We start from the raw sequence: 14,144 nt of genomic DNA, 5'->3' as shown, positions 1-14,144 counted from the left end.
AATGCCATATTTATATTATATCAAAACCAACCGTCTACAACAAGTATGAAGTTGCAAAAAACTATCATATCCCTTGATATAATAGCTTTTGGGGGTGTATTTTTTAGTTTTAACTGTCAAACTCGGGATTATAGCAAAAAGTAAGAGATTTTAGTAAACACTAAACTAGCAAGCTTTCCAGAATTTTTCAATTTAAATCTTACAGGCTATCTGATTTCCAGTAAAATGACCAGATGTTATCAAAAGGCATTAACCCAAGTTTGATAATGACCGCATCACCAAGTCAATATCCTGATTTTCTAACTCTTGAATAATATGCAAATAGGTTTTTTGCGTTGTCGTCATGCTTGCATGCCCCAATCGTCTTGCAACACTCGCAATTGATACACCTGCAAATAAAAGTAAAGAAGCATGAGTGTGCCTTAGTCCATGTATGGTAATTATTGGAATACCCGCTGCTTTACAATGTCGCTCCAGATGACTATTTACTGTAGAATTAAAGATTTTACCTTTTACAAAAATTGGCGCATCTTCCGAGACATTTTTGACTAATTCTGAAAATTGAATAATCAATTGCCAATCCATCTGAATTTTTCTAACGGAAGAACGGTTTTTTGTTGGTAAAAAGCCACCTTCTCCTTTATAATTCCATGTTTTATTGATAGATAGTGTTTGTCTTGAAAAATCAAAGTCTTTCGGTGTTAGCGCAAGAGCTTCAGAAAATCTAATTCCTGTCTTAGCAATAAGTAAAATCAACCAATCCCAACTCATCTCTGCTCCCAAATTTAAGTCTGTGATAAGTGCATGTAATTCAAATTGATTCAAAAACTTCTGTTTTTTCAATCGTGGTGTCTTCCCTTTGATAATCGCCTTACGTGTCGGATCGCGGTTAATCATCCCTTCGTCTAGGGCATCTAAAATTGCACCTTTAAGTTGATGATGAAAATCCATCACAGTTTGGCGTTCATGATGAATGGCATAATCGTTCAACAGTTTTTGATATACTAATCTATCCATTTCCTCAATTTTTACAGTTGGAATTATTTTCTTTAACCATTCCTCAGCCATTTTATACTTTCTCATTGTAACTTCGCGAATGGCACCTTCTTTATAGATTTGAACCCACCGACCATAGTACACGTGAAAAAGCTCCGTTTTGTCATTAAAATTGTACATTCTTGACTCCTTTTTAGATATAAAATAAATTTCCTAAATATTGGATTTAGGTATATTTATTTTACAAAAAACCTTACGCTGATGAAGGGTGATGGTGTGGTCTAGCTCAATAAAAAAGCCACCAATCTCTTGTTGTTCGTCGTTATTAGGTGGAATCATTAATCCTGTATCAAAGAAATCAACAGCAGTAATATTCAATAATCCATGATTTCTTGCCCCTTCAGCAGCTCGTATAGCAACTTCCTTATGCCATCCATCTGTTTCATAATACGAAACAAGAAAATCGCTATTTACTTTGAAGGGGAGAAAAGCAATATAAAGAGTTGATAGAACGCCTTCATCATACATATCAAGCCGCTTTATAGCTCCCCATGGAAAATCTTTAGAGTAACTTTTATTGTATGCAAATTCCCCTTTTTGGAGTAGATAATATCCAGACATATCCTTACTAGCAATCTGTTTATTAAAAAAAGTTATCTGGTCTACCAGTCCATATTGTGCAGATATTGTTAATGGCAATGTTGACTCCAAATTTTTGTTTTTTCTCGTAACACGATTCACAATATCTTTCAACTTACGCTGTTCCCAAGGGTGTGTTTTTGTTAGATTTATTTTTAATTCCTTATCCTTGGGAACAGCGTAAGTTGGGGGAAGTTGGCAAAATAGTAACTGGTTCTACCCCACCAACTTCAAATGCTGATAATTATTCATCAGATGGTTCTCCATGGGTTACACCAACAGATATTAATTCCCAAACAATTTTTGATTCATCTAAAAGGCTTTCTGCTCAAGGAGAATCAATATCAAGAATGGTTCCAGTTGGTACTATACTTGTAACAAGTATTGCTAGTATTGGAAAAAATACAATGTTAACAGTACGTGGGAGTTTTAATCAACAGATTAATGGAGTTATTCCAAACAAAAATAATGATTCATATTTTCTACTTACTATGTCGGAGATTTGGTCGAAAAAGATGAAATCATTTGCAAGTTCAGGCACTATGCAAATCGTAAATAAGACTGAATTTAGTAAAATGAAATTTGACTTCCCTAAATCAAAACAAGAACAAGCCCAAATCGGACAGTTATTTTCCGCTCTCGACCACACCATCACCCTTCATCAGCGTAAGCAAAAAGAGCCCGAAATCGGACTCTTTCACTCAATGTTTGAACATATCAAGAAATTGCTGTAATTCGGCTTGTGTTTCATCATCAGTACCACTCAAATCAGCCATCATCTCAAATAATTTTTGAGTTGAGGTGTCAATTTCAGTTTGAACTTCTTTAAGTTCTTTCGCCACTTCAGCTAACGAGATAGGTTCTTCTTCCTCGAAAGTATCAACATATCTTGGAATATTTAAATTATACTCATTTTCCTTTATTTCGTCCAAAGTCGCAACATAAGCAGATTTATCAACATTTTCACGGTTTTTATATTTCTCAATGATATCATTAATTTGTTCATCCGAAAGAATATTTTGATTTTTTCCTTTTTCGAATTCTTTTGATGCGTCAATAAATAAAATATCTTTCGTTTGTCGTGCTTCTCGACCTTTAAAGACCAATACACATGTTGGAATACTTGTACCATAGAATAAATTAGCAGGTAAGCCAATCACAACATCAAGTAAATTATTATCAATGATGTTTTGACGGATTTTCCCCTCTGATCCGCCACGGAATAACACACCATGTGGCAGTACAATGGCCATTGTACCCGATTTTTCTAAGTGATACAGACCATGCAAAATGAATGCATAATCTGCTTTTGAAGCTGGTGCAATACCATAACCCTTGAAGCGATTATCTTTTGTACGATCCATTTCCTTAATATCCCAATTTTGTGAATAGGGCGGATTGGCAACGACGGCATCAAACTTTAAGGGAATTTGAATGCCTTCATTTTCCGAAAAAGGCCAATCTGCATTTAGGGTATTAGCACGTCGCAAATCCATGTTCCGATAATTGACATCATGCATCATCAAGTTCATCCGTGCCATATTGTAGGTCGTTGTATTCAGCTCTTGACCGTAAAACCAAACACTACCTTCTTTTTCACCATTCGGCAATTCTTTTTGAACCGTAAGCAATAAAGAACCTGAACCCATTGTCGGGTCATATACACGAAATTGCTCATCACGTTGCGTAACTGATGCTGTAACAATTTTAGATAAAATCTTACTTACTGCATGAGGCGTATAAAATTCTCCACCTTTTTTTCCTGCACTAGCCGCAAATTTCTCAATCAATTCTTGGTAAACGTCACCTAAAATATCCCGTCCTGATTCATCTTTAAATTCAAAGTTATTAATCATCAACACAATATCATTTAAAGCTTTGGCACGTTCATTCGTACCATTTCCAAGTCTTGTATCTCCAAGATTGACATCTGAAAAAACATAGGCGAAATCTTCTGCTGTCGTTGGATTGCGTTTGCTATTAATACTAAATGAATCAAACATGTCTTGAAAATCACTTGCTTTAATCTTATGATTTTCAATTTTTGAAACTAATTTTATCCAAGTGTATTCCGGATCAATCGCATAACCGATGCCCTTAGCAATTTCTTCGAGATAATCTTCTTTATCCTCGTCGTCATCTGTCAAATCAAGGAAATCTTCTAAATCATTCTTAATCAAATAATCATTTTGATTTTCTGATAAATAGCGATAGAACATAAAAGGCAAAATATAGTTTTTATACTCATTAGCATCCATCGTGCCACGCAGACGGTTCGCCATCTCCCAAAGTTTACCGCTTATATCATTAACAATACTCATTATGTATCTCCTATTTTATTTATTACTTAACTAAATCTATATTTTCATTAGATAAACATCTTTTGTAACAATGATTTTTTCATGTCTTGCAAAGCCTTTAACTTACGCTGATGAAGGGTGATGGTGGTATCGAGTAATCTTAAATAGCCTCCAATTTTCTTCTGTTCATCTAAATTTTCAGGATAAGAAACGATAGTTTTCTTTAGATTGTTCTTACTAATTGACGATACTTTTGTACCTTGCATTAATTTCAAAAGTTGGCTGTGATAAATATTGGAATTGATATAATAACCAATAAAAAAATCCGCCATCTTTTCCATTGGTCGTGCAACAATTGTATGGAGCCCTGAAACAAGATTTTTATCACTTAACCCATTAACTTCAACTGCTTTACCAACAGTGTCGTCTTCAGCAGCATCTGCAAAAATTACATCACCATTCTTTAATAAATTCGGTTTATACTTATCCAATAGTCCATCAGTTATGGATGGAATTTTATCTGTTTCAACATCAAGAATTGAGCCATAATTTACAAGAATATCACCATAGTGAACATTTTTAATTTCTCCTTTATCATAGTTAAGTTGCGAGCGAGATAAAGAGTTGGTAGAAACCGAAAAATCAAAAACTTCCCCCAGTTTACGCTGTTCCCATGCGTATGGATTTTCAGAATTTTGTTCTCCGCCATTTTCTTCAAACAATTTTTTAAACTCAGTAAATCGAATTTCAGGATTTTGTTCTCCATTTTTCGGAAATAACTTTTGAAGATACGATTTTTTCATTTTTTCAAGCGTTTTTAACTTACGCTGATGAAGGGTGATGGTGTGGTCGAGAGACTTGAAAAGCTTTCCAATTTTAGCTTGTTCTTCAACTTCTGGCACAGTGATATTCACATCCGCAACAAGTTGCTTATTGAGTCCACCACGAGTTCCGTCACCTGATGAAATCATTCGAAGTTCATCGTACCGACTTTCCAAATTTTGATAGATAAACTCTGGATCAAATGTCTCATCCACTTCGATTGCCGCAATAGACTGATTGGTGGTTATCGAAATTTCAGTAATAGCAACAGTTCCACGAGTTTTACCTTGTCCAGCCAAAGCTATAAGAACTGATTTCTCCTTCACCCAACGAGCACTTGAATTTTCTAAACCTTCTTGAGAAATATGATTGTCAGTTGAAAATAATCTTTTCTTATTCACTTCTCCAGATGACATCCAAGGAATTTCCTTTGGCTCCCAGTATGAAAGAATGCCAGTCTTAGGAGTTCCGCCAGCTTTAATTTCTGCATGGTCTCCCAACTTACGCTGTTCCCACGCGTATGGATTTTCAGAATTTTGTTCACCACCATTTTCTTCAAAAGCTTTTTCAAACTCACTAAATCTTATTTTAGGATAATTTTTATTCATTTATTTTCCATTTCTATCACTGTACAAAAAGGGCTCTACAACTGTAGAACCCTTTCCTCATTTGACCCGACTTGGCGCACGCACTTCATTGAGCGGACATTTACGTCCCTTTCATTACCTAATATCTTATCATTTTTTGACACAATTTGTCAAATGAAAGATTTATAGATAGTGTACCAATGCTGAGAAAATATGATAAAGATCTACAAGATTTTGATTTTCTTTATATTTATCTGAATATCGCAAGCAGCCTTGAAGCAACTCATTGCCACGTTCTCTACGATAGCCCAAAAGTTCTGCCGAGGCATACTCTTTTTCCAATGCAAATAGCGAAATTAAATCATTTACTTTTTTAGAAGTCACAAATTTCCGTTCAATCCCAATACTTCTGGCATAATCTTGAACTGCCGCAGATGGATATTTTTTTAACTGATTTTTTCTGCCAAAGAAATTAATCATTAAGACATTGTTATGGGCACAAGCATTTCGGATATATTTTGCGCTGATGCAAAGATTATTCATTTTCTTTAAACGTTGATTATCATATTTTTGATAGTAAAATTGCACAAAATCAACGAGTGAGCCAAAATCCATCAACTCAATCAACGTCCATACCGGAATATGTGCATGTCGTTTATCAAACATATCATTTTGATATCGACTTCGCTCAAACTGACTATAAAATTTATTGTAAGAAAACGGATAAGACGCCGAAAACTCTTGGACAAGCGTATAGCCATCTTCTTTTTCTTTTTCATTTTCTGTTATCAGTCGCATGAGCTGAATTTTTATCGAATGCTCAATATCTAAAGAAATTTCCATCAAAAAATATCTGATTTGCATATCTATCGAGGCCAAATCTACTAAATTGGCAAAGTCTAATTGAAAATATCGACCATCTTTTTTGTAAAAGTTTTTCCGAAAAGCTGAGATTTTATAGTAATAATTCTTGTTCTGCAAAACATGGATTGCCTGAGATTTCGTCATTTCCTCAAACATCACACCTCGCGTATCAAGACTGGCAATTAATTCTGAAAAAGATAATTTACCTTTGCCATCCGTCATCTCTACTCTCCTTTTTTCATATCATCTGCCATTTCGTAAAAAGCTTTACGGAACTCTATGCGATATTTCACCCAAGACAATGCCGCAACTTCATCAGAGGCAAGCTCTTCATAATCTGATTTGGCTGCATTCATCATATCTGTCATTTCATTTTGCTTATCCAAATCTTCTTGCCCAAATTTATGTTTTTGAATCAATGTTTCAAGATGGCGTGGTGTTGCCGTGTTATCAAGTCCCCATTTCTGGATAAACGCTCTTAAAATTTTGATATTGCTGTCTTTTTGAAATTTTTCCATCGCTTGATTCATTTCTTCCACATTGGTAGGCGCAGGATATTTTTCAAATTCAAATTCTTTGACAAAAATTTTCTCAACAAAATCAGATATTTTTGCTTTCTCATGCTCATTTTCAGATTTTGCAATCTCAAAATGAATTTCTTTGCGAGTTTCTTCGGCATCCACCATTTTATCTTCATGGACTGCATCAGCCATTTTAGCAATCAAATCAACCAAATAATCATAGTCAATCTTAATATCATGAATATGAATCATCTCAAGATTAACTTGTGAAATATCAATATTTTCACTTTTGGCGCGACGTTCTTTCAACTCACCAGCAATTACTATGGTAAGAATGACTTCTTCGTCTTCAGTAATCCCAATTCGTTGATAGAAATCCTCAACATTATCATAAGCAGAAATCGGATTATCATCATCATCAACAGCATACTGTTTAAGCTGTGAAAGCAAACGGTTGTAATCTCTTAAAAGTTCAAATGCGTCATCCTGTGCTTTTTCACTATCAGGCACTTTAATAAACTTGTCTGTTAAAACCGATAACTTTTCAACAACCTCTTTTACTTCTACTTGTACTTGACTAAATGGTTTAGAGATAATGCCTGAGTCTTCATTGAGTTCTTTCAATTCATCTAGCGAAAGTTGCTCATCAGCAGATGCTCGGTTAGAATAAATCGCAAACGCTTCATTCATTTCTTGTTCATTTTGTTTAGGCCAACGATAATTCACCACATTACCTCTTGGTTTTTCAATCATATTGTGCATGCGATTCGTCCTAGAATAAGCTTGAATTAAACTTCTGCCTTTCAAGGTACGGTCAATATAAAGCGTGTTAAGTTCAGGCGCATCAAATCCTGTTAAAAGTTGTTCAACTACAATAACTAAATCTAGATAGTTACCATCATCAGCAGTTTTATTTAGTCTACTTGTTAAATCCTCTGTGTATGCTTTAACCGTCCTCATATCATACGGCGCATTCGTTTTCCCAAAAAACATTTGATTATAATGCTGAATCGCCCGATGTAAATTTTCATTCGTTTTGAGTTGATTAGCACCATTTGAAGTATCATCTGAAAAACTTACCGCAACTTTTAGCTGTTCCTGTTCAGGCAATGTTTTGTTTTTCTTTACAAACGCATCAAAATACGTCATCGCTCGTGGTGTACTGGCTTTATTGCCTCCCACGTGAACTGTAAACAAGGCATTATATTTTCGATTATTTGAACGCTGTTTCCAATTTTCGAAAATATCTTCAACGACAAGCGCTACATGCTCTTCACTGGTATCGTAAACACTTCCCTTGATACTATCATCAATTTCTTCATCTGATGGATTTTCTGGGGCTTTAATTGTATTTTTAAATTGCACATTAAATCCGAGAACATTTCTATCTGCGATAGCCTCTTTAATCGTATAGGCGTGGAGAATATCCCCAAAAATCTCTCTCGTTTCTGGAAATTTGGGCGTTCCTGTATAACCGATCCAAGCAGAATTAGGAATCGCATCTCGAATGCTTTTCAGCATTGGAATTTTTTCTTTCCCTCCTTTACGACTCACCGTTTCACTGGTCGAGCGATGCGCCTCATCAACGATAAATAAGATGTTTTGATTGAGCGGTTTAAAATCTTCTCGAACAACGTAGCGAGACATTTTTTGAATGCTTGTTACAATAATATTATTATCACTTTTTTTCGTCAGTTTTCTATGAAGATCAGAAATATTAGCCGTATCGCTAATCACTCCTGTTTTTCCTTCAAAACCAGCGACTGGATCATATGCTTGATAAGCGTCAGAAGTTTGATTCGTTAAAGCTACTCGGTCAACCAGAAAAATAACTTTATCTACGTTAGACAGCCGACTTGAAAGCCAAGCAGTCTTGAAACTTGTAATCGTTTTTCCTGAACCCGTCGTATGCCAAATATAACCTAGTTTCCCATCATCATATTTAAAATCAAACTTTCGGACTTTATCTAGGACACGTCTTGTCGCATAAACTTGATAAGGACGCATCACTTTGATACTCTCTTTATTTTTAGTGCCATCAAGAATCATATAGCGCGTTGCCAAATCATGCGCCATGGGAATTGACAACACTTCATCTGAAAATTTTTCCCATGAACGAACTGGCTTTGCGTCCTCTTCATATTGCCAGTTAAATGCAAATGCACGATTAAAGCCATTCAAAGGCGTATTCGCCATATATCGAATATCATGCGGCGTCATAGCAACTAAAATTTGAACTGTTGAAAAAATATCCGAATATTGCTTTTCAGCAATATACTGCTCCATTTGATTTAAAGATTCTGTTGTCGAATGAAGTGCCTTTTTCAACTCAATCTGAACAATCGGAAGACCATTAATCAACAAGGTAATATCAAACCGACGATCCTTCTTACCATCAATAATTTTTGGACGCCGAATTTGATTAACAATTTGATAAACTGTATCGCCACCTCCAACTTGAGCTTGATCGAAAACAGTCAAAAAAACGTGCTTGCCATTATCTAAATCGACTTCAATTTCAGAAACACCATTGACACCGTAAAGAAATTGCCCAGCTTTATAAGGCGTTTGAATACTAGAAATAACTTTTTTGACTTGATTAAATTCAGTAATCGACAAAGGATTATCTAAGCGCGCTTGATTATTTTGCTCTAAAATTCTTTTGAAATTTCCCCAAAGTCGCTCTGTCGTTGTAATTTCTGGTCGATATTCCCATTGTTTTACGCCACCGATTTTCGTGAGATGATCAATAACTTCCTTTTCAAATGCAAGTTCTGATTTCGTCTTGTTTTCACTCATAGCTAAATGTCCTTCATATTTTTTTCAAGCATTTCATTTGTAAGTTGGTTGAGTAAATCGGCTTTTCTTTTTAACGCCATTTGTAACTTCAAAGATTCAATATAAATCCCGCCAATCTGTTTCTGTTTTTCAATGTTAGGTAATGGTATAACCATGTCATTCAATGCTTTAATCGGGATCCTTTGAATCGTCAAACCCATTTTTTCTCTCTCTTTTTGCTTTTGAACATCTCGAAAAACATTAAATAGATAAAGAAAATAGTTTTTATCAAGCCTATCACTTATGAATCGAACTTCTGTAAAATTAAGAGAGATGATTTTTCCTGCATTTAAACTGCCAACTTTAGTTGCAAGATGAACTGAGTTACTGATGACAACAGTCCCTTCTACAAGATAGTTAGCTTTTTGCTTGATATCAGTCATTTCAGTATCCCTGTTATTTACTAAATAGTCACTATCTAAGTTAAAAGCATTTTGATCATAATAGTTAATCTCTTGATTGTCATATTGTTCTTTTGCTCTTGTCGGATTTATCCCAGGAACCAGAATGACTAAATCACTTAACTTGTTTTTTCCCATCTCTCTCCTTCTTTTACATTTTCCAGAAATACATCTATATTTCATATTATATTCTTCCTCACTCAGCATGTCAACTATTTTTTGAAATATTTTTTTATTTCAAAAAGCCAAGATGTTCCCATCTCGGTTTTTCAAACTAGGTATTTAATAATATCACATAAAATTCTGCGGTTCATTGTCAATGATAATCCGTAAATTTTTATTGTCAGGTGCTTGGCTCAAGTCTAGGACTTGATTGAGCGCCTGTGCTAAATTATCTTCAAACCGATATTTGATTAGCAGTTGATAGTGATAGAGGTTATGCGTCCGAGCGATGGGTTTTGGAATAGGTCCCAAGACACGTGCCTTTTCTGACAAATTAGCCTTAAGTAATGCCATGATTTCATAGGATTTTTTGACGACTTCATCTTCATTTTGGTGCGAGACGACAAGCTGTACAGTATAAAAATAAGGCGGATAATTCAGCTTTCGTCTAAAGGCCATCTCTACTTGATAAAAGCCTTCATAATCATGCGCTTGCGCTAAACGAATGGCGTAATGGTCTGGATTAAAGGTCTGAATCAAGACTTGACCTTTTTTATCGGCGCGACCTGCACGACCTGCTACCTGTGTAAGCAGTTGGAAAGTGCGTTCAGATGCGCGAAAATCGGGTAAGTTCAGGGCTGTATCAGCATTAATAACGCCAACCAAGGTAACGTTTGGAAAATCAAGGCCTTTGGCAATCATCTGCGTCCCCAAAAGAATGTCTGCTTCACCTGCCCCAAAACTTGACAAAATCCGCTCATGAGCGCCTTTTTTCTTAGTGGTATCAACATCCATCCGTAAAATTCTGGCTTCAGGCATGAGCTCTGACAATTCCTCTTCAACTTTTTGCGTGCCACTACCGTAATACCTAATTTTCTTGCTTTGACAATTGGGACAAGTATGAGGAATACCTGTCGTGTGCCCACAATAATGACAGTTCAAGGTTTTAGTATCCATGTGAAGGGTTAACGAAATGTCGCAGTTTGGACATTCTGGTACAAAACCACAATCCCGACACATGATAAAAGAGGAATAGCCACGCCGATTAAGCATAAGGACGACTTGCTCTCGTTTCGCTATTTTTTCTGAAATTTTATCAAGTAAGACTTCTGAAAAAGAGACTGACTTGTCATTCAAGTGCTTGCGCATATCGAGAATTCTAACCTCAGGAATTTCAGCCTGATTGTTGGCACGTTGCGTTAGACGCAGGAGTTGATACACATTTTTCTGCGCTCGTGCACGCATTTCAAGACTAGGCGTCGCAGAGCCTAAGACCAACGCCGCACCATGATACTGCGCCCGCCATATGGCAACATCTCGCGCATGGTAGCGGGGATTGCTATCTTGTTTATAACTGGTTTCATGTTCTTCATCAATAATGATAGCACCTATGTTGTGCAATGGCGCAAAAATTGCGGACCTCGCCCCAACAACAACCTTAGCTTTTCCAGATTTGATTTTACGCCATTCATCATACTTTTCGCCATCGGATAAGCCCGAGTGCATGATTGCCACATGCTCACCGAAACGTGCGATAAAACGATTGGTCATAAGTGGCGTCAGAGAAATCTCCGGCACTAACATAATCGCCGTTTTGCCTTGTTCAATCATGTGTGCAATGACTTGTAAATAAACCTCTGTTTTACCAGAGCCGGTCACACCTTCTAAAAGAAACGGTTTATCTTGTCTATCAATAATCGCCTCATAAGCGGCCTCCTGCTCAGAATTTAAAACCTTATGTTCATCTGAGGCAATGGTCTCAAAATAACCTTGAGCCCGAGAAACTTCAATCTCTGTTAGACTCAAAACACCTTCTGATACGAAAAATTTAACAATCTCCCGTGAAAAAGCCTTGACCAAATCCGTGTAATCCCAGATACTTTGTGCGACATGGTTTTGTTCTTGTAGAAACGTTTGTAGCGCCAAGCGCTTTTTAGCACGAGCAGAGATTGGTAACTCATCTAACTTTTGCTTATCAGCCAACGTTAACCGTTTCTTAGTCTTAATAGTTTCTTTAGACTGGGCGACATACTGAACTGAAATTTTACCTTCACGATGAAGTTTCATCATGACAGCCTGTTCACTTTCATCCAAACTGGAGAAATGCAAAGCCTGATTGCCATTAAAATACTGTTTAGAGATGCTTTCATCCTCTGTCGTTAAAACTTTATCATAAGACGAATTGAGTAGATTAGGTAGCATGGCTTTGAGTATCGATATTTTATAAGAAAAAACCGTTTCTCGCATGGCATCAGCTAAAGCAAGTTGTTCAGCATTCAACACTGGCTCAAAATCTAAAACTTCGGCAATTGATTTCAGTTCTTGCCCAGTCGATTCCGAAGATGTTTCAACTTCAAAGCCGATAACAAAACCTTGCATCAAGCGGTTACCTCGCCCAAATGGCACATGAACACGCATCCCGATTTGAAGCAAATCGGCAAATTCTTCTGGTATGAGGTAAGAAAATGGTTTGTCCGTTTGCATGGTCGGCACATCAACAATGACTTGTGCGATTTTTTGAGACATAGCAACTCCTTTATGGCATTTAAAATGAGGCAGTAAGTAACGTTCACAACGCTTACCCCCGCATGCTCGGATTGAGTAAAATAAAAAACTGCCAAAGCAGTTTGTATTTCACTCAGCATCAGCGTCTACTTCAACCGCAGCAGATGCTTCTGGTGTTTCTACTGCCGCCACAACTGGCACCTCAGTAACACCCTTATCTTTACGTTGTTTCGCTTCTTCTTCTGCTTGTTCTTTAGCAATTTGCTCTTTGATCTTACGTTCTTCATCAATTTTACGCAGACGTTCTAATTCGCGTTTTTCTTTCAAAGCCAGAAGTTTTGCTTCAGGTGCTGGGTGAATGCTGACGTTACCCTCTGCTAATTCTTCCAAGGCTTGCAAGGTCGGTTTGACAGATGAAAATGATTGAGTTGCAGCTTCGCCATCTCGTAATTCATGGGCACGCTTAGCTTCCAAAACAACGAGTGAATATTTTGAATTGACTTTATCTAACAAGACATCGATTGACGGTTTTAACATCATAATTTGATAACCTCTTTATCATTTAATTCTAGTTTCTCAGGTGTCCTATCTTAATAACGACAGACAGATGAGTGACATTGTGTATGCAATAACTTTATTTAATCTTCTGTGTTGCGGCATCCAACATGTCTTGATAGCGACCAATCACACGATCCACCCTGAAGTGTTCAGCTTCTACGATTTTTTTCACGCGCTCAACCGCGAGATGGACTTCATCGTTGACAACTGCGTAATCATATTCACTCATGAGCTTGATTTCCTCACGCGCTTTCGCCATTCGCTCATTGATGACTTCAAGACTGTCTGTACCACGTCCGCTGAGTCGGTCACGTAATTCATCCAAATCAGGTGGTGTCAAAAAGATAAAGACACCATTTGGCACTTTTTCCTTGACTTGTAAAGCACCTTGAACTTCAATTTCAAGGAAAACATCCTTGCCTTCATCTAAAGTTTGATTGACATACTCTAGGGGTGTGCCATAGTAATTGCCGACATACTCCGCATACTCAAGCATTTGCCCCGCCTTGATTCTCTCCTCAAACGCTTCACGCGTACTGAAAAAATAATCCTTACCATCAACTTCACCTAGCCGTTGCTGACGCGTCGTCATGGACACAGAATATTCAAATTGATGCTGGCTCGATTCAAAAATCGCTGCCCTTACAGTTCCTTTTCCGACCCCAGAAGGTCCAGAAAAAACGATTAGTAGTCCACGTTCTGGCATGTTTGCACTCTTTCTTTCAGAGGATGACACAAAAAAATCAAGACTTTTCATGCGTCCATTCAGTTATTTTTATATTCTACCATAAATTCTTTAGTTTGAAAAGGTACTTACTTCATTCACACGGTCGTTTCATAAATTAGTCTTGAAAAATTAACCAAAAGTGCTACACTGCCATTAGGAGAACAATATGACACTACAAGAAAAATTTATGATTATAGAAGATTCACGAGATGAAAGATACGTTA

Annotated in this window: 11 protein-coding genes; 1 reads left to right on the top strand and 10 read right to left on the bottom strand. The window is 36.7% G+C overall.

The window, feature by feature from the left end:
* Positions 1-249: 249 nt before the first annotated feature.
* Both ACYQ21_RS12295 and ACYQ21_RS12290 read right to left on the bottom strand, forming a co-directional pair.
* The gene (locus ACYQ21_RS12295) at positions 250-1,176 is read right to left on the bottom strand and encodes a site-specific integrase (RefSeq protein WP_460058704.1); all 927 of its coding nucleotides are present in this window, start codon (positions 1,174-1,176) and stop codon (positions 250-252) included.
* Positions 1,177-1,209: 33 nt separating this feature from the next.
* Positions 1,210-1,695, bottom strand: coding sequence for a restriction endonuclease subunit S domain-containing protein (locus ACYQ21_RS12290; RefSeq protein ID WP_460058703.1), 486 nt, complete (start codon positions 1,693-1,695; stop codon positions 1,210-1,212).
* Between the two features lie 80 nt (positions 1,696-1,775).
* Here ACYQ21_RS12290 and ACYQ21_RS12285 point away from each other — a divergent pair, with 80 nt between their 5' ends.
* Positions 1,776-2,369 carry a restriction endonuclease subunit S gene (locus tag ACYQ21_RS12285; RefSeq protein WP_460058702.1) on the top strand — a complete coding sequence of 198 codons (594 nt, stop codon included), beginning with the start codon at positions 1,776-1,778 and terminating at the stop codon, positions 2,367-2,369.
* On the opposite strand, the gene ACYQ21_RS12280 is transcribed toward ACYQ21_RS12285, so the two are convergent.
* The 8 genes from ACYQ21_RS12280 to gmk all read right to left on the bottom strand — a co-directional run bounded on the left by ACYQ21_RS12280 (position 2,337) and on the right by gmk (position 13,899).
* Positions 2,337-3,956 carry a type I restriction-modification system subunit M gene (locus ACYQ21_RS12280; protein ID WP_460058701.1) on the bottom strand — a complete coding sequence of 540 codons (1,620 nt, stop codon included), beginning with the start codon at positions 3,954-3,956 and terminating at the stop codon, positions 2,337-2,339. The genes ACYQ21_RS12285 and ACYQ21_RS12280 overlap by 33 nt on opposite strands.
* 47 nt (positions 3,957-4,003) lie before the next feature.
* Positions 4,004-5,365 carry a restriction endonuclease subunit S gene (locus ACYQ21_RS12275; RefSeq protein WP_460058700.1) on the bottom strand — a complete coding sequence of 454 codons (1,362 nt, stop codon included), beginning with the start codon at positions 5,363-5,365 and terminating at the stop codon, positions 4,004-4,006.
* Between the two features lie 162 nt (positions 5,366-5,527).
* Complete coding sequence (locus ACYQ21_RS12270) at positions 5,528-6,430, bottom strand: Abi family protein (RefSeq protein ID WP_460058699.1); 903 nt, start codon at positions 6,428-6,430, stop codon at positions 5,528-5,530.
* 2 nt (positions 6,431-6,432) lie between these two features.
* Entirely contained in the window at positions 6,433-9,528 is a 3,096-nt protein-coding gene (locus tag ACYQ21_RS12265; RefSeq protein WP_460058698.1) for a type I restriction endonuclease subunit R, read from the bottom strand.
* Between the two features lie 2 nt (positions 9,529-9,530).
* A complete protein-coding gene (locus tag ACYQ21_RS12260) occupies positions 9,531-10,106 on the bottom strand; it encodes a restriction endonuclease subunit S (RefSeq protein ID WP_460058697.1) in 576 nt (191 codons plus the stop codon).
* Positions 10,107-10,259: 153 nt separating this feature from the next.
* Positions 10,260-12,656 (bottom strand): primosomal protein N', encoded by a 2,397-nt coding sequence (locus ACYQ21_RS12255; RefSeq protein ID WP_460058696.1) that lies wholly within the window; start codon positions 12,654-12,656, stop codon positions 10,260-10,262.
* A gap of 108 nt (positions 12,657-12,764) precedes the next feature.
* Positions 12,765-13,175: a DNA-directed RNA polymerase subunit omega gene (gene rpoZ / locus ACYQ21_RS12250; RefSeq protein WP_460058695.1), complete on the bottom strand. Its 411-nt coding sequence runs from the start codon at positions 13,173-13,175 to the stop codon at positions 12,765-12,767.
* Positions 13,176-13,269: 94 nt separating this feature from the next.
* Entirely contained in the window at positions 13,270-13,899 is a 630-nt protein-coding gene (gmk, locus tag ACYQ21_RS12245) for a guanylate kinase (protein ID WP_460058694.1), read from the bottom strand.
* Positions 13,900-14,144: the final 245 nt, after the last annotated feature.

Source organism: Pseudolactococcus yaeyamensis (genome assembly GCF_054658615.1).
Note: the sequence above shows the minus strand (reverse complement) of the source record. Positions and strands in the feature narration are given on the sequence as shown.